This is a genomic window from Aneurinibacillus danicus (assembly GCF_007991215.1).
Classification (GTDB): Bacteria; Bacillota; Bacilli; order Aneurinibacillales; family Aneurinibacillaceae; genus Aneurinibacillus; species Aneurinibacillus danicus.
Window position 1 is genome coordinate 1 of record NZ_BJXX01000011.1, and the last position, 26,384, is coordinate 26,384.

Here is a 26,384-nt window from a genome sequence, read left to right on the forward strand (position 1 = left end):
TACAGAAAAACTTATACTATATACAAGCAGAAAAAGACAAGATGATAGAGGGTAACCATACTATACAGGCACACGGTAAATAACAAGGCATGCTGTACCCAGCTGCTTCGACAGTGTGGAAGCAGATAAAGCAGAATGAGAGGTCCGGCGCATTTCCAGAGAAGCACCAGGAGCGGATCCGTAGTAATTATATCCGATAACAGCGGGTTTGCTTCCTGAATATATTGATTACGGATACCGTAGCAGGTGAAATACCAGTCTGCGAGGTTGAGGAGTAACAGATAAAGGAGTAACCGCTGATAAAGGGTAAGAGAGCGAATCATTTTCATTCCTTCTTTGTCAAAAGATGTCTTCTTTTTTCCTTATAATTTCCACAGAAAAATGATCCATTGATTGTATCAATGGATCCAAGGTAGGAGTGGAGAGATTAATTCAATTCCAGGAGGTGTCAACCCATTTAAAGGGGTTGGTTTTATTATAGCCGTTTTTGTAAGCGTTATCAATACTGTTTTCCAAATTTTTTTTATCTTTTTTAAGGAGAACATTTTTCTTCTATATGACAAAAGGAGAAATACTTTTCCTTTTCATACATATAGTAAGGAAAAAAGCAGGAAAGAAGGTGCTAATGTGCGGTGGGTACAGCTATCTTTTCCACGTGCGGATGAACGTTTCTTGTTTGAGTTTCATTCAACGCTGTGCCATGGATTGGAGAGCGTGCATGCCGTGCTGCAATTCCGAATTAGAGAGGAAGTGGATGCATGGTACCGGAACTTTTATTGCCTCGGATGGCCGCGGGAAGAGCATACACCGCTGGTACATGAAGCGTGGCTGTTTGCACTGGCGCGCGCCGTGCGAACTTATGTGTCCGCCAAGGAAAAAGAGCTTGTGTATCGTCGCATCGTTCATCATGATGCATACGAAAAAATTGCAGACAAGATGCATCTTTTGCATTATGTGCTGAATTATATAGAGGCAAGAGAAGAAGAGGGCATAGAGGGCGTGCCGTACAGTAAGCATAAGGTTGAGCAGGAAGCCATCATCTATTTGGAGAGCGAACACGTATTGCGTCTGGATGGCTTTTTTCGATTTCGTTTACGGGAGTACATACAGGAATTGTGTGCCATGGTCGATTTAAAGATCGAACAATACATGGCGGAAGAAGAGCAGGAAGCGATTATTCGAAAACTTCGCGCGTTTTTGTTTGCGCTCCCGCGTCGTCAGAGTCTGCTCAGACTTGTCCATAATGCGTCCTTTGCGTTTACCTATTACAATGAAGCGTGGGAAAAGCTTATGCCCCAGGGCTTACTTTCGCTTCCTCCGCAGACCGAGTCCGCTTACGGAAATGAAGAAGCGAATATTATCGGGGCGTTGGCGGAATTTGCCCCGGAACAAATCGTCATCTATACTCGAAGGCCCGGTCATGGACTTGTCATGACGCTGAAAAAGATTTTCGAGGAGAAACTGATCGTTTGTACAGAGTTTTCGTTTCCGGTACATATTGGACCGGATACTTGACTTTCGTTTTATGGCTTACTATAATCAAGACAACAGCATGATAATAATAGCGATGATAAGGATATGGTCCCAACCAGACGGTTCCCAGAGAGGAAAGCCATTGGCTGAAAGCTTTCCAATACGAGGTTGACGACTACCGCCTTGAGCTGCCGACCGGAACGCGCAGAGGCGCCAGTATGGAAGGCCGGAACCCGGGTTCCGTTATCGAACGATGAGGGTATGGCTGCCTGTATAGGATTGCCGTGCCGAAGTAGGGTGGTACCACGAGAACAACACGCTCGTCCCTTTTGGGATCGGACGTGTTTTTTTTATTTTTGAAGGAGGAAGCAATCATTATGTCAACATTGCAAGTGACACTTCCGGACGGTTCCAAACGCGAATACGAATCCGGTGTAACGATTGAAGATGTAGCGGCTTCGATTAGCCCAAGCCTGAAGAAAAAAGCGATTGCCGGTAAGCTGAACGGCAAAATCGTTGATGTAAAAGCGATCATCCCGCATGACGCTTCCGTGGAAATCTTGACGGAAGACAGCGAAGAAGCGTTGGAAGTGATGCGTCACAGCTGTGCGCACTTGATGGCGCAGGCAATCAAGCGCATCCTCGGCGATGACAGGGTACGCCTCGGTATCGGCCCGGTTATTCAGGACGGTTTCTATTATGATATCGATACCGATGTGACGATTACACCGGAAATGCTTGAACAAATTGAGAAAGAGATGCAGAAAATCGTGAAAGAAAATCTCCCGATCGAACGCAAAGTCGTTTCTCGGGAAGAAGCGCTCGACATTTACGGCAAGCTTAATGATCACTTGAAAGTCGAAATCATCTCCGAGCTGCCGGAAGGCGAAGAGATTAGCATGTATCATCAGGGCGAATTCTTCGATTTGTGCCGTGGACCGCATGTGCCGTCTACCGGAAGAATTAAAGCGTTTAAGCTGATGAGTGTAGCCGGCGCATACTGGCGTGGCGACTCCGATCGTCAGATGCTGCAGCGCATCTACGGAACATGCTGGGCGAAAAAATCCGATCTGGATGAATACCTGCACTTCTTAGAAGAGGCAAGAAAACGCGATCACCGCAAGCTTGGAAAAGAGCTGGAACTCTTTATGTTCTCGGAAGAAGCACCGGGCATGCCGTTCTACCTGCCGAACGGGATGATTGTACGCAACGAGCTGGAGAAATATGCGCGCGGTCTGCAGATGGAGCGCGGCTACCAGGAAGTGCGTACGCCGCTCGTGATGAACCAGCGTCTGTGGGAGCAATCCGGCCACTGGGAGCACTATCACGAGAATATGTACTTCACCGAAGTAGATAACACCAAGTTCGCGCTGAAGCCGATGAACTGTCCGGGCCATATGCTCGTATTCAAAAATAAAATTCATTCATACCGTGACCTGCCGCTGCGCATGGCCGAGTTCGGTCAAGTGCACCGTCATGAATATTCCGGAGCGCTCAACGGTATGATTCGTGTGCGTACATTTACACAGGATGACTCACATATCTTCGTGCGTCCGGATCAAATTGAATCGGAAATTAAGCAAGTTATCGAACTGGTTGACAAAATTTATGGTGTATTCGGTTTTCCATACAGTGTAGAGCTATCCACTCGTCCGGAAGACTCGATGGGCAGCGATGAGCTATGGGAGACTGCGGAACGTTCGCTTCAGAATGTGTTAGATGAACTGCAAATCCCTTATCGCATCAATGAAGGGGACGGCGCATTCTATGGTCCGAAAATCGACTTCCACATTCAGGATGCGATTAAGCGGAGCCATCAATGCGCAACCATTCAGCTTGACTTCCAGATGCCGGAGAAATTCGATCTTACCTATGTGGGCGAAGATAACGCGAAGCACCGTCCTGTCGTTATTCACCGTGCGATTTACGGTTCAATTGACCGCTTCATCGGTATTCTAACTGAACACTTTGCGGGCGCATTCCCGACCTGGCTGGCACCGGTGCAGGCGAAGCTGATTACAATTGCCGAGCCGCACGTCGCTTATGCGGAGCAAGTGAAACGGAAAATGCTTGAGAAGGGCATTCGCGTCGAAGTGGATAGCCGCAACGAGAAGATTGGCTACAAAATCCGCGAAGCGCAGATGAACAAAATTCCGTTTATGCTCGTTATTGGCGACAAAGAAATGGAAGAGGGCGCATTGTCTGTACGCCGCCGCGGCGAAGGCGATCTGGGTGCGAAGCCGGTCGATGAAGTCGTCGAGATGATTCTTAACGAGATTGAGACGAAGAAATACTAATATATAAGAGATATATGTAAGTGATAAACACGGAGAGAATGAGCAGTTCTTTCCGTGTTTTTTATTTACTAATTCGTAAGACTTATCTATGAATAAAATAAAAGGGTCTTTTTACATATGTTTTACAAAATGTTAATTTTGGATTGGCATAATGAAAGGAAGAGAAAAAGGGGGGAAAACAGAGATGCTGTCGTTTTTTAGGAATTTACGGGAGAAGAAGACACCTTTTGTATACACGGACCAGCGGGTGCAGATTAAGAAGCGGCTGGAAACGGAGTTGGCCGCCCGTCATCATGTGGTGCTCCTCTATCTTGATATTATTAAGCTATCCGATATTGAAATGAAATTTGGCTATCTGACGGCCGGACGCATTCTACAGTATATGGATCAGGCGCTGCTTGTCGCATGCCGGCATACCCTAAAAGATCCGGCTCAGCTCATTGCGATTCAAAAGCTGTGGGCGGATGACTATGCTGTTTATATCTCATTCGCTCGGAATTATGCGGACACACTCATTCATAATATATGCATCGAGCTTAAACAAGAAGTGGAAAAAGTACTGAACCACAAAGTTACGCATTCTCATATCCGTAACATTGAAGTACATATCGGATACGCCAAAATTGAAGGTCAGGATCTTGCTAAAGATATGTATTCTTCCGTCAAACTGGCCAGCCAGATGGCTAAGTGCGGGTTTATGTCGGACGAATTCAGAGAGATACAGGAATTTCGCAGCATTCTTGAACAAGAAAATATCCATACGGTCATTCAGCCGATCGTCTCGTTGAAAACCGGCGTTCCGCTGGGCTGGGAGACGCTTGTGCGCGGACCGGAAGGAAGCGGATTTTACTCGCCGGGCCGCCTGTTTTCGTTCGCCCAAAAGACGGGCGCAAGCTTCCAACTGGAATCCATGTGCCGCCGTCAGGCCATAAAACGTCTTAAGCAACTGCGCCCGTCGGAAAAGCTATTTATTAATCTGGATGCACGGAGCATCGACGATCCGTTTTTATTGCGGGGTAAAGTGTTCAAAACAATGGAGGAGCACCAGCTGAACCCGCACAATATTGTATTTGAAATTACGGAACGGCACGCGATTAAGAATTTTGCTTCGTTCCGTTCCATCATTCAGGAATACCGCAAGAAGGGATATCTGATTGCCGTAGATGATGCGGGGGCCGGATATTCCAGTCTGGAGGCTATCACTGAGATTTATCCGGACTATATTAAGCTTGATATGGCGCTTATCCGAAATATTGACTCCGATCCGGTGAAACAGGCGCTGGTAGAGACGTTCGTTCAATTCGCGGATAAAGTAAAGTGCCGGATTATCGGTGAAGGAATCGAGACGGAAAGTGAGCTTGAGACGCTGGTGAAACTCGGTGTGGACTACGGACAGGGGTTTCTGTTGGGAAGACCCGAGCGCGAGAGCAGGCCGATTGCAGAACAGGCGCTCAATAAGCTTCGACAGCTGCAGGAAGAGAGAGCGCCGCTTGTGCTTGAAGAGCCTTCAGGTAAGATAGGTGACATTGTTCAAAGTACCATTTGTGTAGATCAGGATACATTGGTGCGTGAAGTTCATCATATCTTCGAGCGGAATACCAAAATTGACAGCATCGTCGTTTTAGAAAACAAAGTACCCAAAGGGTTAATCATGCGATTCCAGTTGTACAAGATTCTCGGCGGACAGTACGGCATTTCTTTATACTATGAAAAGCCGGTGGCCCAGTTGATGAATCGCAGTCCACTCGTTGTCGACCGGCGCGAAAACGTCGAGCAAGTTGCCAAGGCGGCAATGGAGCGGCAGTCTTTTCATCTCTATGATGTCATTATCGTGACGGAAAAAGGCAAGTATATGGGCGTAGCTTCCGTGCAAAGTCTGCTGGATATGCTGGCGAAAGCGAAGCTCGAAATCGCGGCCGTATCCAATCCGTTGACCGGTCTGCCGGGAAATGTACGAATTGATCGGGAGATTGCCGCACGGTTAAGCAGGTCGGAAGATTTTATTGTCGTATACTGCGACCTGGACAAATTCAAGTGGTTTAACGATCAGTTCGGATTTGAATTGGGGGATGAGATTATTCGCCGTACGGCACAAATGTTGGGGACGGCCATTCGAGTAAGCGGAGGAAAAAATTGCTTTCTGGGCCATATCGGAGGTGACGACTTCATTATTATTGCCCCACCCGAGCATGTTCCACATATTGTTTCGTATGTTCATCAGTATTTTTACAGCCATTTTCAAGACCTGGCGGAAGAGGGGAAGGACGTCTGTTCTGTGCTGTCCATTTCCATGGCCGGCGTCTGTTGTCCGGCAGATTCGTACAAGACGGCGGGACAGGTTGCGGAGAGAGCGGCCCGCATCAAGAAGGAAGCTAAGAAAATTGCCGGTATTTCTTATGTTGAAGATTCTGAACTCTGTGAAGACATATGTACATAAATCCCCCCTCCGATTTGCTTTATGGTAAAGCTGTCTAATTAAAAATATTAGTAGAGAAGACTTGACGGGACAATCTGTATCGGCTATACTATTACAAGTGTTAAGAATATAACGGATTCCAAAGCAGGAGCACCCGCTTCTCACCTGCATGACGCACATGATGTTGTCGACAGGTACTTATATATCATCCATAATCATGTATCGTAGTATCTTATGGAATGAAAGGCGGGCGCAATGCGTCCGCATTTTTTGCTTTGGATCAAGGTTCAAAAATTTCTGGAGGTGGCAGGCTATTAGCAAAGAGCATTTAATCAATGAGGATATCCGTGCTCGTGAGGTTCGTTTGATTGATCAGGAGGGTGAGCAGGTCGGTATTATGCCGCTTCGTGAAGCGCTCCGTCTCGCACAGGAGAAAGATCTTGATCTCGTGAACATCGCGCCGACTGCTAAACCGCCGGTGTGCCGTATTATGGACTACGGTAAGTTCAGATACGAACAGCAAAAGAAAGAAAAAGAAGCACGCAAGAATCAAAAAGTCGTTGACATTAAAGAAGTTCGCCTGTCACCGACGATTGAAGAACACGATTTCCAGACGAAACTGCGCAACACCGTGAAGTTTCTTGAGAATGGAAATAAAGTCAAATTGACGATTCGCTTCCGTGGACGCGCGATCACTCACGCTGAAATCGGCCAGCAGGTAATGGAGAAGCTGGCGAAAGAAGTGGAAAATATTTCGACCGTCGAGCGCAAGCCGAAAATCGAAGGGCGCAGTATGATTATGATTCTTGCGCCAAAAAGCGACAAGTAATTCTTGATTGGAGGATTTGTACGATGCCAAAAATGAAAACTCACCGTGGAGCTGCTAAGCGTTTCAAAAAGACTGGAAGCGGCAAACTGAAGCGTTCCCAAGCTTTCACAAGCCATATTCTGGAGAAAAAATCTCCGAAGCGTAAGCGTAACCTGCGTAAAGGCGCGCTTGTAGCAAAGGGCGATCAAAAACGCATTGCATCTCTGCTGGCGTACGTGAAGTAATTTCGATTTTTTGATTTGAAGATTTAGGAGGAGAACATCGATGCCAAGAGTTAAAGGTGGAAATGTGGCGCGCAAACGCCGCAAAAAAGTATTGAAGCTTGCTAAAGGTTATTTCGGTTCCAAACACCGTTTATTTAAATCTGCAAACGCACAGGTTATGAAATCTCTGCTGTACGCATACCGTGACCGTCGTCAGGTGAAGCGTGATTTCCGTAAACTGTGGATCACTCGTATCAATGCGGCAGCCCGTATGAACGGTCTTTCTTACAGCCGTTTCATGTACGGTCTGAAAGCAGCCGGTCTTGAAGTAAACCGCAAGATGCTTGCCGACATGGCTGTAAACGACAAAGAAGCATTCACGCAACTGGCTAACGCTGCAAAAGAAAAACTGAACGCGTAAGCTTTCCGGAATGAACCCGATCCCCATTGAGGATCGGGTTTTTTTGATTAATATGCTTGTCTTTCCCTTCTCCCAGAGGCAGCCGCTTGTTTTTTGCAGCGGTAAACAAATGCCGGCGGAATGTTCAAGGGAACAAAATCAATGTGAATTTGCTCAAATCGTTCCGCAAGCTGGCGTTTCATCTGATGTGAATATTGAAAGGCAATAAACAGCCCGTCCGGTTTTAAAGATTTCTCTACACCGTCCATAATCTTGTCACGCAATTCCTGTGAAAAGTTGGCGAACGGCAGACCGGAGAGAATATAATCAAATCCTTCGATATTTAATGTATGCATCACCTGATGGATGTCTGCCGCATTGTTATGGTAATGCAGTTCAGGATATGTGGCTTCAAGCCGGTGGCGCAGCTGATCATCTCTTTCGAATACGACCACTTTACAGTCGTTTTTTCTGTATTGATGTAAGTACTTGGTGAAAATTCCGGTTCCCGCGCCCAATTCGGCAATCGCTTTGGTTTTGCTGAAGTCAATCGGCTTCACCATCGCATGAGCGAGAAAGCGGGAGCTTGGCGTTATGCTGCCCACACTGCGCGGAGAGGTGAGAAATTTATAGAGGAAAAGAAGTTTTCCCATTAAGATCCTCCTTGTATGGATACTGTCTTTATTATAACAGTAACATATTTCTTTACCAAGCAAATCCGCCGACAGGCGGAAGTGCAGAGTAAAGAAGGGGATAGCGGGATACATAGCGAAAGATAATAAAGAAGACAAGAAAAAGGAGGCTGCATGTATGGCATTTACTAATCCATCAAATGAAGAACGACGCAAAATTCTTGAGGAAGCAAAAACGATTGCGGTTGTCGGATTATCCGACAAACCTGAGCGGACGAGTTATATGGTATCTCAGGCAATGCAGAACAACGGTTACAAAATCATTCCGGTGAATCCGACAATTCAGGAATCGCTCGGCGAGAAAGCGGTCGCCTCATTGACAGATATTAAGGAGCCGGTCGATATTGTAAATGTGTTCCGCCGCAGCGAAGATGTCGGTCCTGTCGTTGAAGAGGCACTGAAGATTAAACCGAAAGTTATATGGATGCAGCAGGGCATCTATAATGAAGAAGCAGCTGCGAAAGCGCAGGAAGCCGGTATTACAGTCGTAATGGACCAGTGCATTAAAGTAGACCACGCAATTTTGATGAGAAAATAATAAACGGTAGGTTCAAAGCTCGCTTCCATATATAAGACGGGGGCGAGTTCTTAATTGTAAATATAAAAAGGCCTTCCCGCAGGAAGCCGGGAAGGCGAGTAAAAAGGGATTCAACTAGACAATTCCATTTTACCATAAATATAATAATAAAAAACCTTAAAATACCAAAAATACTAATAAGAACCTATGTTGTGGAACATACAAATACGACTTCAGTCTTTCCTTTATTGTTTTTGTATGTCCGATGTACCGTAATATTCCCGCATCGGAACTTAACAGAAATTTAATCTTAGTAAAATACAGGCCTTACGTTCTTTCATTATAATAAGAAGTGTGTTGAACCCCTTGCCACTATTTAATAAGGTTCTCTTATCCCTTGTTTCGACCCTGTTTCCAGGGTCTTTTTTTTATGAATGAAGAGAACCGCTTGCTCGGCAGACGCGATGCGCATTGCGCTAAATTATTCGCTTAAAAAGAATTTTCCGGGGAACATTGATGAAAAAATGACTGTACAATATGAATGGGTGACCATTCACCGTGGGATAAGTGATAAATGGGTGGACGCTTCGGAAATAACGAACGAGTAATTTCTCGCAGATTCCAGCCCTGACGTCGCCGTTCCGCTATAATGGCCTCTATCTCTTCCAGATGGTTCAATTTTTGGCGAAGCCGTTGTTTTCCGTCAGGTACGACACCGGCGTGAGCACAAAATAAAGTATCAAAATCAAGGGCAAGCACTTTTCGCAGCGAATCGATTAGCGTGGGCATTGATTCACCCCGTATACAGATTTTTATTTTGGGGCCAAGAAACAAGTCACCGCTGAACAGCCAGCCATGTTCTGCATCATACAATACTGCGTGATCCGGAGCATGTCCGGGTGTTTCAACAATCTGGAAACGATGATGGTTTGTTTCATGTACAGGTTGTAGCGGCAAAGGGTGAAATGGTTCGGGATTTCCCCAGAACAATTCTCGATAGCGCGGAAGTACAGGCGGAAATGCTGCCGCTTCCACGGACATTGGATGAATGTAGATAGGGATTTCTTTTTCGCGCTGCAGCCAGCCCGCCATTCCGTAATGATCCTCATGCATATGGGTGATGAAAGCCTGCTCCGGCCGGTAACGGTCTACAAAAGCCTGAACATGGGGCGCAATGCTTTTGGCGCCCGTGTCAATTAGCATGCCGTCCACTTCATAAACATGGACGGAAAGTGTAACGCCATGCAGTGTAACGAATTCCTGAAGTATGTGGATATCTTCATATATACTTTCCATGCCTGTTTTCACCTCGCCTCGTTTATCTTATTTTAAACCTATTATTCAGAATATACAAACTCTTATGTTCGGATAAAATCCTCAATGCCAGTACAACATTGAGGATTATCATCAATGTTTTGTTGGAACCCATCGGGGCCGTTCAGAGAGTAGTTCGGATACTGTGACGAATTTGTAGCCTTCCTGCGAAAGGGTTTGAATAATTTTTTCCACAGCTTGGACCGTTTGTGTGCGGTTGCGGCCAAAATCATGGAACAGAACAATGTTCCCCGGACGGGCGTTCCGGCAGACGTTGGTGACAATCTTCTCCGTACCGGGATTCGACCAATCTTTTGTATCCTGTGTCCAGGACCACATGATGACAAGATGATTCCCGTTTTTGGACGCCTGAACGACCTTTTCACTGTATTCGCCACCCGGTGGCCGAAACAGTCTGGGAGTCTTGCCGGTAATGCCGTGTATGACCTCATCCGTCAGTTGGATTTCTTTTGTCAGCTTTTCCATGTTCACTTGACTCATCATTGGATGATGATACGTATGGTTGGCAATCTCATGGCCGTTGTTCTGCATTTCTTTCAGAAGGTGAGGGTATTGTTGGGCTTGTTTGCCCACCACAAAAAAGGTGGCTTTTGCATGATGTTTATGTAAGATATCGAGGATTTGCTTCGTATAGCGCGGATGTGGTCCGTCGTCAAACGTAAAGGCAATCCATTTCTTTTTCGTATGTACATCCCAAACGATATCTCCTGTGGATTCCCAGTATGCCCGATTTTTTTTTGCCGCCTGTACCGAGGGTTGGGTTATGCATAACGAAACGATCGCCAAAACCCATATCCATCGTTTCATTGCCTGAGACCTCCTGTCCATGATGTGAAATTTTCTTCTGTAGTGTATGCAGATTGCACTTTTCTATTTATGCCTTATCCCGGAAAAATGCACTGCATAAGACGTGCCGTGAAAAATAGAGAGCATAACAAAAAACCTGGCCAAAGCCAGGTTTTTTGTTATGCAAAAGAACGATTTTAGTCGTCATCATTTTCCGTATTGTCTTGCTGTTGATCATCGTCACCATTCGCTTTTTGCTCTTTCTCTTGTTTCTTTGCTTTTTCTTCTTTTTTCGGTTTATCTTCTTTCTTCGGTTTCCGGGACACTTGATCCATCACGGCTGCCAGATTTGGATTTCCGTTCTTGCGCAGGGATTGGGCAATTTCCTTCGGATCGACGCCTTCTGCCACCATGCGATCGATTTTTGCCAGATCTCCTTCCCGGATACCATGGCTGCGCAGCTGGCTAATCACATTCGCGTCAAGACCTTGGCCGGCTGCTGCGGCTTGCTCTACAGTGGCGGATTCGGTTGATTGTCCCGTTTGACCGTCAGAGGAAGATGTATTTTCCTGATTGCTGGTCTTCTCGCTATTTCGGTGCGTGCGGTCAACTGATGCCGAACCGGAGTTCGATTCCGAATAGAGTCCTTCCGCTTTCGCCTCATCAAGTGTTTTGTCTAACGGTATACGAACGACACCTTCTCTGTCACTTTCGGAAGAAACGGAAGCAGGGTCTTTTTCGTGCGAAGAAGATGCCTGCTGGGCTGTCTGTACGTCAGAAGGCGAATTGCCGGATTTCGTAAACATTGCGGCGAGCGCGAAAGCGACGAGCAGTACAACCAAGCCACCTCCAATAAGAAGGTAGATGCGCTTAATTCGCATTCGCGATTGCAACCATCTGTTCATCTATCGATGCTTCCTTTCTTTCTTTAAATCTCTCCTATCATCTTCGCATATTCCTTCAGGTTTTTAAAGGCTACAAAGGTAAGTTTTTCTTTGAAAATCATGAGAAAAGAAGGAAAGGGAAGAGGAAATAAGATTCAGGGAAGAAAAAGGCATTCGCCTTTTTCCACATTGAAATCCTCTCCTCATTCTTTCCTCTCTTTTCCTTCGTACTGCAAAAGTCAGCCGTCTTACCTTTCATTTTCATGTCGGGGTTGCGGCTGCAACGCCATGGTTGCTTGTTAGGAAAGGCCCTTGTATACTTTCCGAAATGATTTATTCCGAAATGATTTATACAATTAAAAAAGAGTCCACGAAAGGGGGCTTATTATGAAAGCAAGACAGCAAGACCGACGACCTACCGTGGCGATTGCAGGGGCCACTGGATTTGTCGGAAAAGCGCTGCTGAAGCGCCTGCTGCCTAATTATCATGTGGTTGGATTGACGAGGAGCGAGCGGAAAAAAGGCGAGCCAGATTCAGGGGGCCGACCCAACCCGGAATGGAGACGGGCGGATTTGTTTTCTCTATTAGAAGTCGAGAAAGGACTAAAGGGAGCGGATTATGCGTTCTATCTTGTTCATTCGATGGTGCCGTCCGCTCGCCTGACGCAAGGAAAATTTCAGGATATGGATTTGATTTTGGCGGATAATTTTGCGCGTGCCGCGAAAAAAGCGGGAATCAAACAAATTATATATCTGGGCGGATTGATTCCTGAGCAGACGGAAGGGCTGGCGAGCCACCTGCATAGTCGGTTGGAAGTGGAAGAGGTGCTGCGTTCGCACGGTGTACCGGTAACGGTGCTGCGCGCAGGGATTGTGGTCGGTGCGAACGGTTCGTCGTTTTGTATCATTCCCCGCTTGATTCGACGTCTGCCCGTAATGATTTGTCCGGGCTGGATGTCGTCTACGACACATCCGATTGCGCTGCAGGATGTAGTAGAGCTGTTGGCTGCGTGCATCGGACGCAAGGACACGTATCAACAATCGATCGATATCGGTGGACCGGACATGATGACATACAGTGAAATGATTCTGCATACAGCCAGGGTGATGGGAAAGAAACGTCGTCTGTATCCGGTTCCCTTTTTCGCGCCTATGCTGTCGGGCTTATGGATGACGCTTACGACCGGCGTGTCGCTAAAGATGGTGAAACCTTTGATTGGGAGTCTTAGGTATTCACTGGGAGCAAAAAACAGGTGGCTGCAGGAGGAGGTTGGAGTTCCTGGCCTTACATTTGAGAAGGCTGTTCGTATCGCACTGGAAGAGGAGCGGAAACGGGGGAAGGAACAGAGACGGAGGCAGAATCATTCTTTCGGTATAAAGAAAAGGAAGAAATCGATCAACAATGTTCGTTCCGTACAGCGGCTAATCCTGCCGAAAGGCTGGGATGCGGCCTGGACAGGCAAAGACTACGCACAATGGCTGCCGTGCTATTTAAAACCGTTTATTATTGTCCGTGAATACAAGGATGGACGCCTGCAGTTTCTGTTGAACGGCATGAAAAAACCACTGCTTGAGCTGAAGTACTCAGCGGAGCGAAGTACGCCGGATCGTGTATTATATTACATTACCGGCGGATTTCTCGCGCATGCTGACAATACGCGGCGCCGGGGAAGACTGGAGTTCAGGGAGGTGCTAAATAGAAAATATGTTATCGTAGCCATTCATGAGTTCATTCCGAAGCTTCCCTGGCTTTTATATAGCATAACTCAGGCTTTGGTCCATCTCTGGGTTATGCGTAGCTACGGTCGCCACCTTCGCCTGCAGGCAGAATCCTCATAAAAAAACGAGGCAGATGCCTCGTTTTTTTATGGTCTTGGGGAGAGGACAGTACCAATCCGCCCTCCATATTTGAGATAGGTGCCTTCTTGAATGTGTTCATCAAGTAAAATCCTGTCTTTTTCAAACAGTAAAATAACCGTGGAGCCGAATTCGAACAGACCGATTTCTTCTCCTTTCCGGTAGCGCGGCATTTCAGGCAGATCAAGGGAATACATTTTTCCTTTTTTTACATTAGTCGTATGCTCTCCATAACCAACCTTGACACTGCCGACGATAAAAGCACCGACTTTTACAATAGCCATCTCACCTGCAGGGGTGCGAGCGTACGTAATGAGACGCTCGTTTTTTGTAAATAGGCCGGGCACATGGTGAACGCCGATGGCATTGACCGGAAACAGCCGGCCGGGAATATAGGTGAAGTGCGTCAATTCTCCATCCAATGGCATGTGAATGCGATGGTAATCACGAGGACTTAAGTAGATGGTCAGAAATGTTCCGCCTTCAAACTTCTCGGCGTTTTCTTTCGGGCACCCCAGCAATTGCTCAACCGTGTACTCAATGTTTTTTGCCTGAATGAGCGTACCGCGGCGAATGGGACCGAACTGGGCCACTTTTCCATCCACGGGGCTGACCAGCGCATCGGAAAGAGAGCAAATCGGACGCGCTCCTGCTTTTAAATTCCTTGTGAAGAATGCTGTCAGGTGAGGATAGCTTGAGAGTGGTTGCTCGATCTCATCCGTATTAATATTAAAAATAGAAATATACGGTTTAATAAAACGCTTGCTTACCTTTGAACGTCCCGCACGCCCGATTAGGCGGGAGATTGCGTTTTGCGGCAGCAGCGTAATAACGGTTTTAAGCAAAGGGCGAATCACGTATTTGTATCCTTTCTTAAACTAAATGTAATGATATTATTTTATTTTAACACAAACCGCTTACCAATCTCTTACCTTTTCATCATCCGCGTCGTAGTCTCCATACCCTTCTAAATCCCACCAGTTCGTACCGCGCAGAGATTTGGCATACTTTATTTCATTATCAGGCGCATTTACGCGTGTGAGTTCAACTATGTAATTATTTCGGGAAAACACCGTAAATTCCTGCGTTTCACTAAGCAGAAGAGCGAATAAATCGGAAAAGTATAGGGAGGTCTGACATGACAAAAAATACAACCGTATGAGCTAAACAGTAAAGGAGGGAAATGACATGGGCGAAAACAGGTTCCGCCGCTATAGCCATCAGAAACCTCTGGGTCACCGGCATGTGGAGGATACCCCGTATCTTGGTGATGCGGATAAACCGGCCAAACCGTCACCGTCCGTTGAGGTGCGCAACGCTTCCGAGATGGAGAATGCGGGGGATATGCGGTTAGGAAAAAAGTAAAAATGCCAGGGCGCTCCATAGAGGAGCGCCCTTCTTCATGAATATCACGGGTAGGTAAACGCGGAATTCCGCGCAAATCAGGCGGATTCCCTATACCTTGGCTGTCCGAGCATACGTATATATATATCAATGATAATCAATTCAATGATTAGGGAGGAAGCCTAATGGAAGAGAATCATAATCTTGCATCGTTGATCGGCAGAAACATACGTATCGATCGGGGAGGTCCGGAATCGAGAACAGGTCGTTTGCTCGGAATGAAGGAAGACCATTTGGTCGTGTATGAGGAAAAAGAAGGCGTAATCTATTATAAGCGGCACCATATCAAAAGCATTGGGATAGACGCCCGGGAAAATTCTGATTTGGGCGGAGAGGATAGCGGTGATATGCCGGCATTTGTTGATGCTACTTGTTTTTGCGAATTACTGTCATCACTGCAGTATCGTTGGGTTCAAATCAATCGCGGAGGCCCAGAGAAAATAGAAGGTGTGTTGGGCGACGTCTTCCCGGACCGTGTTCTGCTTATCGTAAACAATGAAATCGTCGTTATCTTTAAATATCATATTCGCAGCATTAGTGTCGGCGCTGGAAAAAAAGAAGAGAAAGCAAAGGATGAAAAAGAAGACAAAGCAAAGGGAGAAAAAGAAAATAACAAAACAGAAAACCATAAGAAAGAAAGCGATCAAATCAGGCATGTTCGGTATAGAGAACATGATGATGACGATGATGACGACAGTAGCAACGGGAGAAGAGGTTATTATTTCAACACGAGAGCGTGATAAAAACAATGCCCGGATATATGCTTGCGTCAACTCGTATATCTGGGCTTCTTAGCCTCTTCACTGTTAGGTGGTAAATAGCATAATGATGCTTGGTGCGTAAAAGCGCGTAAGTAGAGGCATGCTCTGGAAACGGAGGAATAAAAAGATGGACGGAAGGGAAACGAAATCTCCGCTTCACTATTGGATTGGCAATGTGATTTGGATTAATAAGTTAGATGAAGGTCCTGCACATGGGCGTCTGCTGGATGTGAAGGAAGACTATGTAGTGATTGAGAATAATGAGGGTGAACACATCTACTACAAATCAGAGCAAGTCAGAAGCATTACGATTAACGTAAAAGATACGCCCCATCCTAACCAAAAACAGAGGGGAACACACACTCCTTACATTAATGAACCGAAATTCAAAGAACTCATTAAACGGCTTGCGCACCGATACGTGCGGATCAACTGCGGAGAAGAGGATATCCGCGGTATTATGGCCGGCATCCGTCAGGATGATATGCTGCTGGTCCATGAGCACGAGGTAATTATTTTATTCGCCAATGGAATCCACCACATTAGCTGCGTAAACGAAAGAGCAGACGCAAATGAAAACGAAAACGAGGAAAAGCCGGAAGTTGCCGACACGGCGCCGGCGGTCGTAAATGTTGGAGACGCAGTTGACACTCGTGCAGTTGAAGCTCGTTCGGAAGTGGCACCAGAGGAAACCCGCATGCAGGAGCAAGAAGATTACACGGAGGCTCAGAACTACGAAATTGAAGAACAGATAGAGACTCAGGAGAATAAAGTGGAGGTGCAAGCATACGTGCAGGAGGACGATATCACGGAAGCAAGAATTGTAGCGCAGGACGAGGAAGCGGATCTAGCTTTTGAAGAAGATGACGATGATATGGAAATGGATCAGGATTCAAGAATTATTAATGTAAGTCTAGAAATAGCAGATGAAGAAGTCGATGAGGAGGTAGATGGGAAGAGAGAAGGGGACAGAGGAAAAGAAGCGAAAGCTGCGGAAAATCCGGAATCGGAAAATGAACTGTATATTGCAGAATTTGAACCACTGACCCAACCGAAAACGCAGATGCCGTCAGTTCTGCCGTTTCCACGAAATGCTACGCGATCCAAAAAACGAACACTGCCCGCATGTACGAATGTTAAAAGAAATAAACGAAAAGCGACAAAAAATCGTCCATCATCTGTCCGTATCCCGCCTGTCCGTGCCCCATTCGTTGGCACTTTATCTGACGAATATGGAAATCGAAAGAAAAAAAAGGGGAGCACGAACACGAATACAAAAGGAAGCAAAAAAGCCAAGCAGTCAAAAAACAAAGCCTGGCTTTCTGGAAAGGTACATGGACGAGTTATTTCATAAAACATAGAAAACATCGTTCCTATTAGTATAAGTAGGGGAGGAAAACGTATGCTGGTCAGCTTGTTCCTTCTATCTGCGGGCTATTTCCTCTATCTATTGCTTAAACCTCCCGTGGAAAAGACCGCCAAAAGGAGAATAAAGTTACTTGCGGTAGTAAGACCGCGTCCTTTGCGCGGCAAGTCGCCTGATGACGGGGCGAAAACACATGTTTGATATGCAGACATGGTTTGTGTTGTGCATATTCTTCGCCACCGTCTTTGTTATTATTTGGCGGCCGTTCGGAGTTAACGAATCCGTACCTGCCGCAGCCGGAGCTGTTGTATTATTTGTGGCGGGAGTTGTTCCGCTGCAGGACGTATATTATATCGCCGCCACCGTAAGTGGAGCCGCGGTGACCATTCTGTCTACCATCATTATGTCTATCGTGATGGAGAGTGTTGGTTTTTTCCGCTGGGCGGCGTTTAATTTAGCCAAAAAAGCGAACGGCTCCGGGCTCGCTCTTTTTTGGTATACAAACTTACTTTGTTTCTTGATGACAATGTTCTTCAACAATGACGGAAGTATCCTCATTGCGACGCCGATAATCATTCAGACCCTCACCATTCTTAACCTTAAATCCCATCAAAAAATTCCGTACCTATTGTCGGGTGTCCTGGTGGCAACCGGTTCGAGCGCACCGATAGGCGTAAGCAACCTGGCCAATTTAATCGCACTTAACATCGTCAATCTGGATCTGAATCAGTATATCGCCATGATGTTCGTCCCTTCCATGCTGGGGATTGGCGCGATGCTCATCGTCCTTTTCTTATATTTCAAACGAAGCATTCCCCGTCGCATTCCGCTTCTTACACAGGCGTCCATCACTCAGATGACCGTCTATTATTCCAATAGGACGATGAGGGAGAGGTATCATCCGTTAGCTGTAGAAAAGCACGAAGTGCAGGAAATCGATTGGAATATGTTCCGTGTCTGCCTGACGCTCGTAGTTTTGATTCGGATAAGCTTCTTTGCGCTGGCTCCGCTGCATATCTCGACCGAATGGCCGGCATTGGCGGGGGCTGTTCTCTTAATCGCCGTCCGCTGGTATTACAAAAGGATAGGGCCTTATGATGTGCTGAAGCGGACGCCGTGGCACATTCTTGTGTTCGCTTTCGGCATGTATGTGGTGGTATACGGATTGTACAACACTGGCATGACTTCATTTATTGTAGAGGCGTTTAAAGCTCCCATCGCAGAAAGCCACTGGGCCGCCGTGTTTATTCCGGGCCTTCTGCTTACGGTTATGTCCAACCTGTGCAATAACCTTCCGTCTGTCATGATTGGAACGATATCGATTACTGAAATGCAGCTGGCTTCTCCTACGCTCCAGGTCGCCTACCTCGCTAATGTTATTGGAAGTGATATTGGAGCCTTGTTGCTGCCGATAGGCACACTTGCCTCTTTGCTCTGGATGTTTATTCTGCGAGAGAACAAGATTCCGTTTACGTTTGGCCAGTATGTAAAAGCGGCGCTGGTGGCTGTGCCTGTTGGATTGGTTGTCAGCTTATTCGGTTTATATGTGTGGACAAAGTGGCTATTTTTTTAAAAGGAGAGAAGAAGGATGGGTTTTCTTCACCAATATATCGGACAGTTTGTCTGCGTAGAACTGTCGGGTGAGAAGAAACACGAAGGGAAATTGCTAGATGTGGGTAATGATATTCTCGTTCTTAATACAATGACTCAGTTTATATATCTTCCGTTAACCCATATCCAATACGTCAACTTGCTGATGCCGCAGACGGAAGAAAGCATGCAGAGTCCGAACGTCGGATTGATTAACCATGAGAATGAGATTTCTTTCCGTAAAATCCTAAATAACGCTAAGGGTTTGTTTATCGAAATTTATGTGACGGGAAACCAATCGCTGCACGGATATGTAACCGGTGTGCTTTCCGATTATTTCGTATTTTATTCCCCTGTATATAAGACAATGTTTATTCCGTTCTTCCATCTAAAATGGTTAATCCCTTATAGCGATAATAAAACCCCGTATTCGCTGGACTCGCATCTGTTTCCGCTTCATCCGTCGAATGTGACACCGGCGCGCTCGTTTGATTTGCAGTTGAAGAAGCTGGAAGGCAGCCTGGTAGTATTTGATATTGGACAACACCCCAATAAGGTAGGGGTATTGAAGAGGGTTGATGGTGGGATGATAGAGCTTACGACTGTGAATGGTACGGTATGCTGTGGAATGCAGCATATTAAAACCGCTCATTTCCCTGACTTATGAGAAGCGCTGGTATTCATACATTGGCTGCCTATCCCACTATTTTGTATACTATGCATAAGAAAAGAAGGCGCTTCGCAAGAGCTTCGAAGGGCCTTCTTTTCCGGATTCATCACAATCGTTTACGGCGCGCCTGCGCCGATTCGGGGGAGAGGTCACAGGACGGGAGCGAAATTCTCTTGTCTTCGCATCGCTTTTATAATAAGCTGGTCCAGCTTCTGGCTTACGTATAATACGCTAGGATGCTGAAAGTCGAAGTTATGCTCCGCGGCCGTCAGCGCCAGCAGCACCTTTAGCTCTTCAATTCTGCGTGATAGCTTTTGATCGAACTTCATAAAAAACCGCCTTTTCTTAGTTTTTCATGCAGTCATTTTTGATACATGGTTATTATTATTTTCTATTTTACTGCATTTGACAACCGTATTTCTTCGACAAATTTTTAAATAAGCACAAAAAGCACATGGTTCATACGCAAAAAGGAGGATGATTTTTGAATTGCAGATAAAACTGATAGGAATTTGGGTAGTTCGCGCCTTGCTGCTGGGCGCGTTTCTTGCGCTAACGCTGTATGTGTTTGACTGGTTGCTCATCCGACGTCAGAGTGCGACCCTGCTGGCGCGTCCCGGCTGGCTCATATGGATGACGGCCATGTATATAAGTGCCTTTGCGCTGCGTGCCTGGGCTTGGCGGACGTATTTGCAGAGGCGCGTTTCGTTTGCGGATTGTATGCACGGATTGTTTTACAGTCTGTTTTTAAACCATATACTGCCGATAAAGGTGGGTGACGCGGTGCGCATTGGCTATATTGCGACACGGCAGGCGATTACGTGGGATGAAGCTGCGCATTCAGTTGTCGTGCTGCGCCTGCTTGATATGCTCGTATTGGGTGCCATAGCGGCGACCGGTATGCTGGCACTTGGTCTTGCGCTGTCTACTGCTTTTTTCTGGTTTTTTCTGGCGGCAAGTGTTGCTGGCTGCGGCGCGGTATATATGTGGCTGCGTACAAAGCCGTACGCATTTTGGGAAAAGCACTTGAGACTGTTGCAGAGCGGTCTTGCGGGGTCTGGGGGTATTTTGGTTATCGGAACCACTTTCGTAAGCTGGCTGCTGGAAGCGTGGGTGGTAGTTGGAGTCATTCGCGCAATTAATCTGGAACTTTCATTTGTGCAAGGCGTATGGGCCAACAGCATGACAATTGCCGGGCAGGTGTTTCATTTCACGCCGGGCGGGGTGGGCACATATGAAAGTGTGATGAGCTTCACGCTGGCGGCGCTTGGAATTCGCTTTCAGGATGCTTACATCGTGGCACTGTTGAGCCATGGATTTAAGTTTGCATTTTCTTATGTGGTCGGCGCGTATGTCTTGCTGCGTGTACCCATTTCTTTTCATCAGATTTGCGATTGGATAGGGAAAAAGAAGAATCGGAATGAATAGAGATAAATGATGACATACTACTATACAACAGGAAATTTGTGGATGAAGGGAGAGCAGGGAAAGGTGAAGACGGCATGGTGGATGCGTTTGTTTCATCGGGAGCGTCAGGTTCTTGAAACAGAGAGTATGGTAGAAGAAGGGCCGGATGAGCGAGAATTAACACGTATGCTGTTCACTTTGAAAGAAAAGATACGGACGGGATATGAGGAACGCACTCTTGACAACGAAATCTATGATGAATGCCGTTATCTCTTGTTTCGGCTGGACCTGCTGCTGCCGTATGCGCTTAAAGAACGCATCATCCGATTAATTGCTGAAGACGCTTTCGGTACACTGGAGCCATATCTGTCACTTCATGAAGAAAGCAGACGCAATGTTCGGGGCGAGATAGTGCGTGCTCTTCGCTGCATGGCTGCGGAAGCGGCACGTATTGTCGGCGCTATTCAGGAGTATGAACGGGAGGTATTTTCCAATCGGGCGGCATTTGTATCAAAGTGGTATGAAAAAAAGTAAAACACATTTAATAAAATAGGATTGACAAATTACAAGCTCTGCCTTTATAGTATGTGTTGAACAGAGTATGTAACCGGTTACTTATCGTATAATTATTTGTTTCCAATGATTTTTTAAAATTATGTGTAACCGATTACGCATAATGGGATAGTAAGGAAGGAAGAAACGAATGGCTACCATTAGGGATGTGTCAAAGCTTGCGGGCGTATCTGTAGCGACAGTATCGCGTGTATTAAACCGAAGCGGTTATGTGCACGAAGAGACAGAACGTAAAGTGCTGCGGGCAATTAAAGAATTGAGCTATACGCCGAACTTTGTGGCACGCAGTTTATCCAACAAGAAAACAAGTACAATCGGCCTGATGGTTCCCGATATTACAAATCCGTTTTTTCCGGAGTTGGCCCGTGCGGTGGAAGATGTAATGCAGTTATATGGCTATACAACCATCTTAGGGAATTCTGACGAAAGTGTAGAGAAAGAAAAGCAGTATGTTGAAGTGCTGAAACAAAGATATATTGACGGAGTTATTCTTGCTTCTACGGCGCTAACGGCGGACGAAGTGCATAAGTTCGGAGTGCCGGTAGTAGTACTGGACAGGGCGCTTACGTCTGATACGATTCCTATGGTAACGTCTAAGAACCGTGAAGGGGCAAGGGAGGCAACCCGTTTTTTGCTTGCGCAGGGCTGCCGCAAGATTGCGCACCTGCGCGGTCCGGCACAGCTGTTGAATGCGGATGAGCGTTGCCAAGGCTATCTTGATATCGTTGAGCAGACGGATTGGTTTCATCCAGGACTTGTTGTCGCGGGAAACTATGAGATGAAGCAGGCGACGGACGCAACGCTGGCACTGCTGAAGAAGTATCCGGATATCGACGGAATCTTTGCCGGAAACGATATGATGGCCATCGGAGCGTTGCGGGCAGCGCAAATACTCGGTATCTCCATACCGGATAAGCTGGCGATTGTAGGCTATGATGGCATCACAATGGGTGAAGTTGTATATCCGGAGCTGACGACAATGGCGCAGCCAATTTATGATATGGGAGCACTGGCTGCCCGAATGCTGATTAAGATGATTGAGAAACAGCCGCTTGATACGCTGTATTATGAATTGGACGTACAGCTTATTGAACGTGGAACGACAAGGAAGGTGTAAGGGATGAAGCGACCGAAAATCGTGGTAGTCGGAAGTATTAATATGGACCTGATAACGGAGACGCCGCGTGTGCCCGCACTGGGAGAGACAGTGCTTGGAAACAGATTTTCTACATTGCCGGGCGGCAAAGGCGCTAATCAGGCGGTAGCCTGCGCCCGGCTCGGTGCAGAGGTGCGCATGGTTGGCTGTGTCGGCGATGATGGCTTCGGTACAGAGTTAATAGAGAATTTGCGGCGGGAAGGTGTTTGCGTGGATGATGTGGAACCGGTTCCACATGTGGCGACGGGCATCGCTTCCATCGTGGTGGAGAACGGGGATAATTCGATTATTGTGGTGCCTGGCGCAAATCATGAGGTGACTGTAGAGAAGGTGCGCCGAGCCGAGCAGATGATTCGGGAAGCGGATGCAGTTCTGCTTCAATTGGAGATTCCGCTTGAAACGGTAGCGGAAACGGTGCGTATCGCAAGCCGCCATCATGTACCGGTTATCGTGAATCCGGCGCCGGCGGTTGAATTGCAGGCAGATATACTGCGAGAGATTACAATTTTGACGCCGAATGAATATGAATTGGCCGTTTTGCTGGGTAAGCATCCGGAAGAAACGGAAGACTTCCGGTCATTGATCGAAGCATACCCTGGTACGCTTGTCATGACAAAAGGCGGCGACGGAGCGTATTACAGTGATGGGGAAAAACGTGTGGCACATCAACCTGGATATAAGGTAGAAGTCGTCGATACGACCGGTGCCGGCGATACATTCAACGCAGCGCTTGCGGTGATGATTGGTCGTGGCCGAACGCTTTCCGAGGCGGTACAGTATGCAGTCGCAGCAAGCGCACTGTCTGTAACAAAGTTTGGTGCCCAGGGCGGCATGCCGTCGCATGAGCAGGTGGAAGCATTCCTGGCACAGACAGGAGAATAAGACAGCAGGGGAGCGGCAATATGAAGAAGATAGGAACGTTAAACAGCGAAATCACGGCGGTTATCGCCAGATTGGGACATACGGATACCATCGTCATCGGAGACTGCGGATTACCGATTCCGGACGGTGTGCCGCGTATTGATTTGGCGCTAAAGCCGGGTCTGCCGTCGTTTATCGAGACACTTGAGATCATTCTTGAAGAAATGCAGGTAGAAGCGGCGGTGCTGGCCAGCGAGATTCGGACGCATAATGCGGCAGTGGAACGGCAGGTAAAGGAGATGCTGTCCGGTACGGCACTGTCCTATGTGTCCCATGAAGAATTTAAGCGATTGACCGGGCAGGCAAAAGCTGTCATCCGGACGGGTGAAGCTACGCCATATGCGAATATTATTCTTTCGTCCGGCGTGATTTTCTAAGCAAAAGGGTGTGACATATATGAGCACGCTAATTGAAATGACAGGTATTAGCAAGTCGTTCGGAAAAGTGAACGTGCTGAAAAATGTTTCGTTTTCATTGAAAAAGGGCGAAATTCATGCGCTGATGGGTGAGAACGGCGCGGGCAAATCAACCCTCATGAAGATTCTGACCGGCATCTATCCGAAAGATGCGGGGACGATTCGGGTTCGCGGCCAGGAAGTAGAAATGAATCATCCGAAGGAAGCGGAGCAGATGGGAATTGCGGTGATTCACCAGGAACTGAATATCATCCCGCAGCTGACTGTAATGGAAAATATGTTTCTGGGCCGTGATTTGTGTTACGGCAGGACCGGCATTCTTCGTACGCGTGAGATGAAGAAGAAAACCAGGGAGTACTTGGCACAGCTGGGGGTGCATCTTGACCCGGATACGGAAGCAGGGACGCTTTCGATCGGCCAGCAGCAAATGATTGAGATTGCCCGTGCTCTGTCATTGAACGCGGAAGTGCTGATTATGGACGAGCCTACTGCTGCACTGACAGACAGAGAGATTGAGGCACTGTTCAAGGTAATGAAGGGTCTGCGCGCCCGGGGAGTAGGAATCGTCTACGTCTCGCACCGGATGGAAGAGATCTTTGCCATTTGCGATCGGATCTCGGTACTGCGGGACGGCATGTTTGTCGGCACAGAAATAATTAAAGAGACGGATCTGGAAACAATCGTGCGCATGATGGTGGGCCGACAGTTGGGCGACAGGTTCCCGGAGCGCAGTGTGCAGATTGGTGAAGAACGGCTGCGCGTCGAAAATATAAGCGATGGCAAGGTGATTTCAGATATTAGTTTTTCTGCCCGGCGCGGCGAAGTACTGGGGATCGCCGGCCTGATGGGCTCGGGCCGTACGGAGATTGCCCGCACGCTGTTTGGTATAGAAGGTAAGACAAGCGGCAAAGTTTTTCTTGATGGGGAAGAAATCCGTATCCGCAAACCGGATGATGCTATTGCACACGGTATCGCATTCGTTACGGAAGATCGGAAAAGCCAGGGATTGGTGCTGGAACTTTCTGTACGGGAAAACATTGCGCTGACCAATCTTGAGGCGTTATCGAAGAACGGTATCATATCGCCTGCCAAAGAAGCGCAGCTTGTACGTGATATGATTGAGCGTTTAAATATCAAGACAAGCAGCAGTGAACAGACGGTAAAATCGCTGAGCGGCGGCAATCAGCAGAAAGTCGTTTTCGGCAAGTGGTTGGGTATCAAGCCGAAGGTGCTCATTCTTGATGAGCCGACGCGCGGTGTCGATATCGGTGCCAAGAAAGAAATCTACAACATCATGAATCAACTCACGGCCGAAGGAGTCACAATTCTTATGATTTCGTCGGAGCTGCCGGAGATTCTCGGCATGAGCGACCGTATCCTGGTCATGCATGAAGGGAAACTGGCGGCGGTGATGGACAAAACACAGGCCACGCAGGAAAAGATTATGCATGCGGCCACCGGAGGAAAGTAACATGGCAGACAAGAAATCTTTCTCACGTAATCTTCAGAAACTGGGGCCATTTATCGGACTTGTTGTTATTTCAATTATTCTTGCGGTAATGAGCCCCGACTTTTTGACACTGAACAATATTTTGAATGTACTGCGTCAGGTATCGATTAATGCGCTGATCGCATTCGGAATGACGTTTGTCATCCTGACCGGCGGGATTGACCTGTCCGTGGGTGCGATTCTGGCACTGGCCGGAGCGTTGACGGCCGGACTGATGGCAAGCGGCATGGATGCGGTTCTTGCGACTCTTGTAGGATTATTGGCCGGAACCATAATGGGAATGGTAAACGGTTTGCTGGTCGCAAAAGGAAAAGTGGCGCCATTCATCGCGACGCTTGCGACGATGACGATTTTCCGCGGATTGACGCTCGTATATACAGAAGGACGTCCCATTACCGGCTTTGACAGCGACATGTTTACGATGCTGGGTGCGGGCTACTTGTTCGTTATTCCGGTTCCGGTGCTCTGGATGCTCGGCTGCTTCGCCGTTTTGTATTTCATCTTGAAGAAAACGGCATTCGGCCGTCGCGTCTATGCAATCGGGGGCAATGAAGAAGCGGCAATTCTGTCAGGTATTAAAGTCGATCGTGTAAAAGTATATATTTATGCGTTGACCGGATTCCTGTCCGCGCTGGCAGGCATCATCCTCACTTCGCGCTTAAACTCGGCGCAGGCGAATGCCGGGATGGGGTACGAGTTGGACGCCATCGCCGCAGTGGTACTTGGCGGAACAAGCCTATCCGGAGGACGCGGCTGGATTTTCGGTACGCTCGTCGGAGCGATGATTATCGGTGTGTTAAACAACGGGCTTAATTTGCTGGAAGTATCTTCGTTCTATCAGCAGGTTGTCAAAGGATCGGTTATTCTGCTCGCTGTTCTGCTTGATCGCAAGAAGGCGGCATAATCCATATATTCAAGGGG

29 protein-coding genes are annotated in these 26,384 nt (G+C 47.2%); 21 read left to right on the forward strand and 8 right to left on the reverse strand.

Annotated features, from left to right (window positions below; genetic code table 11):
• Positions 1–11 precede the first annotated feature (11 nt).
• Positions 12–323 (reverse strand): DUF5658 family protein, encoded by a 312-nt coding sequence (locus tag ADA01nite_RS00570; RefSeq protein WP_146807950.1) that lies wholly within the window; start codon positions 321–323, stop codon positions 12–14.
• A gap of 304 nt (positions 324–627) precedes the next feature.
• On the opposite strand from ADA01nite_RS00570, the gene ytxC reads away from it, so the two are divergent.
• The 6 genes from ytxC to rplT all read left to right on the forward strand — a co-directional run bounded on the left by ytxC (position 628) and on the right by rplT (position 7,639).
• Positions 628–1,515 (forward strand): sporulation protein YtxC, encoded by an 888-nt coding sequence (gene ytxC, locus ADA01nite_RS00575; RefSeq protein WP_170230039.1) that lies wholly within the window; start codon positions 628–630, stop codon positions 1,513–1,515.
• Between the two features lie 335 nt (positions 1,516–1,850).
• Positions 1,851–3,770 (forward strand): threonine--tRNA ligase, encoded by a 1,920-nt coding sequence (gene thrS, locus ADA01nite_RS00580; RefSeq protein ID WP_146807952.1) that lies wholly within the window; start codon positions 1,851–1,853, stop codon positions 3,768–3,770.
• 184 nt (positions 3,771–3,954) lie between these two features.
• Positions 3,955–6,207, forward strand: a complete 2,253-nt coding sequence (locus tag ADA01nite_RS00585; protein WP_146807953.1) for a GGDEF domain-containing protein — start codon at positions 3,955–3,957, stop codon at positions 6,205–6,207.
• Between the two features lie 196 nt (positions 6,208–6,403).
• Positions 6,404–7,015 (forward strand): translation initiation factor IF-3, encoded by a 612-nt coding sequence (gene infC, locus ADA01nite_RS00590; RefSeq protein WP_146807954.1) that lies wholly within the window; start codon positions 6,404–6,406, stop codon positions 7,013–7,015.
• Positions 7,016–7,038: 23 nt separating this feature from the next.
• On the forward strand, positions 7,039–7,239 hold the full coding sequence (rpmI, locus tag ADA01nite_RS00595; RefSeq protein ID WP_146807955.1) for a 50S ribosomal protein L35: 201 nt from the start codon (positions 7,039–7,041) through the stop codon (positions 7,237–7,239).
• Between the two features lie 40 nt (positions 7,240–7,279).
• Positions 7,280–7,639 carry a 50S ribosomal protein L20 gene (gene rplT, locus ADA01nite_RS00600; protein ID WP_146807956.1) on the forward strand — a complete coding sequence of 120 codons (360 nt, stop codon included), beginning with the start codon at positions 7,280–7,282 and terminating at the stop codon, positions 7,637–7,639.
• 47 nt (positions 7,640–7,686) lie between these two features.
• Here rplT and ADA01nite_RS00605 read toward each other — a convergent pair whose 3' ends face one another.
• Positions 7,687–8,271 carry a class I SAM-dependent methyltransferase gene (locus tag ADA01nite_RS00605; protein ID WP_146807957.1) on the reverse strand — a complete coding sequence of 195 codons (585 nt, stop codon included), beginning with the start codon at positions 8,269–8,271 and terminating at the stop codon, positions 7,687–7,689.
• Between the two features lie 157 nt (positions 8,272–8,428).
• On the opposite strand from ADA01nite_RS00605, the gene ADA01nite_RS00610 reads away from it, so the two are divergent.
• A complete protein-coding gene (locus ADA01nite_RS00610) occupies positions 8,429–8,848 on the forward strand; it encodes a CoA-binding protein (RefSeq protein ID WP_146807958.1) in 420 nt (139 codons plus the stop codon).
• Positions 8,849–9,316: 468 nt separating this feature from the next.
• On the opposite strand, the gene ADA01nite_RS00615 is transcribed toward ADA01nite_RS00610, so the two are convergent.
• The 3 genes from ADA01nite_RS00615 to ADA01nite_RS00625 form a co-directional block, all read right to left on the reverse strand.
• The gene (locus tag ADA01nite_RS00615; protein ID WP_146807959.1) at positions 9,317–10,123 is read right to left on the reverse strand and encodes an MBL fold metallo-hydrolase; all 807 of its coding nucleotides are present in this window, start codon (positions 10,121–10,123) and stop codon (positions 9,317–9,319) included.
• A 111-nt stretch (positions 10,124–10,234) separates the two neighbouring features.
• On the reverse strand, positions 10,235–10,969 hold the full coding sequence (locus ADA01nite_RS00620; RefSeq protein ID WP_146807960.1) for a polysaccharide deacetylase family protein: 735 nt from the start codon (positions 10,967–10,969) through the stop codon (positions 10,235–10,237).
• 176 nt (positions 10,970–11,145) lie between these two features.
• Positions 11,146–11,853: a hypothetical protein gene (locus ADA01nite_RS00625; protein WP_146807961.1), complete on the reverse strand. Its 708-nt coding sequence runs from the start codon at positions 11,851–11,853 to the stop codon at positions 11,146–11,148.
• 366 nt (positions 11,854–12,219) lie between these two features.
• Here ADA01nite_RS00625 and ADA01nite_RS00630 point away from each other — a divergent pair, with 366 nt between their 5' ends.
• Positions 12,220–13,671 (forward strand): NAD(P)H-binding protein, encoded by a 1,452-nt coding sequence (locus ADA01nite_RS00630; RefSeq protein ID WP_146807962.1) that lies wholly within the window; start codon positions 12,220–12,222, stop codon positions 13,669–13,671.
• Between the two features lie 26 nt (positions 13,672–13,697).
• Here ADA01nite_RS00630 and asd read toward each other — a convergent pair whose 3' ends face one another.
• Both asd and ADA01nite_RS21835 read right to left on the reverse strand, forming a co-directional pair.
• Positions 13,698–14,546 carry an archaetidylserine decarboxylase gene (gene asd, locus ADA01nite_RS00635; protein ID WP_146807963.1) on the reverse strand — a complete coding sequence of 283 codons (849 nt, stop codon included), beginning with the start codon at positions 14,544–14,546 and terminating at the stop codon, positions 13,698–13,700.
• Between the two features lie 60 nt (positions 14,547–14,606).
• A complete protein-coding gene (locus ADA01nite_RS21835; RefSeq protein ID WP_170230041.1) occupies positions 14,607–14,762 on the reverse strand; it encodes a hypothetical protein in 156 nt (51 codons plus the stop codon).
• Positions 14,763–14,877: 115 nt separating this feature from the next.
• On the opposite strand from ADA01nite_RS21835, the gene ADA01nite_RS21840 reads away from it, so the two are divergent.
• The 6 genes from ADA01nite_RS21840 to ADA01nite_RS00655 all read left to right on the forward strand — a co-directional run bounded on the left by ADA01nite_RS21840 (position 14,878) and on the right by ADA01nite_RS00655 (position 19,477).
• Positions 14,878–15,054, forward strand: a complete 177-nt coding sequence (locus ADA01nite_RS21840; protein WP_170230043.1) for a hypothetical protein — start codon at positions 14,878–14,880, stop codon at positions 15,052–15,054.
• Between the two features lie 164 nt (positions 15,055–15,218).
• On the forward strand, positions 15,219–15,833 hold the full coding sequence (locus ADA01nite_RS21845; RefSeq protein WP_170230045.1) for a hypothetical protein: 615 nt from the start codon (positions 15,219–15,221) through the stop codon (positions 15,831–15,833).
• 148 nt (positions 15,834–15,981) lie between these two features.
• The gene (locus tag ADA01nite_RS00645; RefSeq protein ID WP_146807965.1) at positions 15,982–17,208 is read left to right on the forward strand and encodes a hypothetical protein; all 1,227 of its coding nucleotides are present in this window, start codon (positions 15,982–15,984) and stop codon (positions 17,206–17,208) included.
• 48 nt (positions 17,209–17,256) lie between these two features.
• Positions 17,257–17,421: a hypothetical protein gene (locus ADA01nite_RS21850; protein WP_170230047.1), complete on the forward strand. Its 165-nt coding sequence runs from the start codon at positions 17,257–17,259 to the stop codon at positions 17,419–17,421.
• Positions 17,414–18,793: an arsenic transporter gene (locus tag ADA01nite_RS00650; protein ID WP_146807966.1), complete on the forward strand. Its 1,380-nt coding sequence runs from the start codon at positions 17,414–17,416 to the stop codon at positions 18,791–18,793. The genes ADA01nite_RS21850 and ADA01nite_RS00650 overlap by 8 nt, the downstream gene beginning before the upstream one ends.
• Before the next feature lie 15 nt (positions 18,794–18,808).
• The gene (locus tag ADA01nite_RS00655; RefSeq protein WP_146807967.1) at positions 18,809–19,477 is read left to right on the forward strand and encodes a YwrJ family protein; all 669 of its coding nucleotides are present in this window, start codon (positions 18,809–18,811) and stop codon (positions 19,475–19,477) included.
• A gap of 152 nt (positions 19,478–19,629) precedes the next feature.
• On the opposite strand, the gene ADA01nite_RS00660 is transcribed toward ADA01nite_RS00655, so the two are convergent.
• Positions 19,630–19,809, reverse strand: a complete 180-nt coding sequence (locus ADA01nite_RS00660; protein ID WP_146807968.1) for an aspartyl-phosphate phosphatase Spo0E family protein — start codon at positions 19,807–19,809, stop codon at positions 19,630–19,632.
• 160 nt (positions 19,810–19,969) lie between these two features.
• Between ADA01nite_RS00660 and ADA01nite_RS00665 the strand changes: the two genes are divergently transcribed.
• The 7 genes from ADA01nite_RS00665 to ADA01nite_RS00695 all read left to right on the forward strand — a co-directional run bounded on the left by ADA01nite_RS00665 (position 19,970) and on the right by ADA01nite_RS00695 (position 26,367).
• Complete coding sequence (locus ADA01nite_RS00665; protein WP_170230049.1) at positions 19,970–20,908, forward strand: lysylphosphatidylglycerol synthase transmembrane domain-containing protein; 939 nt, start codon at positions 19,970–19,972, stop codon at positions 20,906–20,908.
• A 42-nt stretch (positions 20,909–20,950) separates the two neighbouring features.
• The gene (locus ADA01nite_RS00670) at positions 20,951–21,421 is read left to right on the forward strand and encodes a hypothetical protein (protein WP_146807970.1); all 471 of its coding nucleotides are present in this window, start codon (positions 20,951–20,953) and stop codon (positions 21,419–21,421) included.
• A 169-nt stretch (positions 21,422–21,590) separates the two neighbouring features.
• Entirely contained in the window at positions 21,591–22,577 is a 987-nt protein-coding gene (locus tag ADA01nite_RS00675) for a LacI family DNA-binding transcriptional regulator (RefSeq protein ID WP_146807971.1), read from the forward strand.
• Between the two features lie 3 nt (positions 22,578–22,580).
• Positions 22,581–23,498: a ribokinase gene (gene rbsK / locus ADA01nite_RS00680; RefSeq protein WP_146807972.1), complete on the forward strand. Its 918-nt coding sequence runs from the start codon at positions 22,581–22,583 to the stop codon at positions 23,496–23,498.
• Positions 23,499–23,518: 20 nt separating this feature from the next.
• Positions 23,519–23,914 carry a D-ribose pyranase gene (gene rbsD / locus ADA01nite_RS00685; RefSeq protein ID WP_146807973.1) on the forward strand — a complete coding sequence of 132 codons (396 nt, stop codon included), beginning with the start codon at positions 23,519–23,521 and terminating at the stop codon, positions 23,912–23,914.
• A gap of 19 nt (positions 23,915–23,933) precedes the next feature.
• Entirely contained in the window at positions 23,934–25,424 is a 1,491-nt protein-coding gene (locus ADA01nite_RS00690) for a sugar ABC transporter ATP-binding protein (RefSeq protein WP_146807974.1), read from the forward strand.
• A gap of 1 nt (position 25,425) precedes the next feature.
• A complete protein-coding gene (locus ADA01nite_RS00695; RefSeq protein WP_146807975.1) occupies positions 25,426–26,367 on the forward strand; it encodes an ABC transporter permease subunit in 942 nt (313 codons plus the stop codon).
• The last annotated feature ends 17 nt before the right edge of the window (positions 26,368–26,384 follow it).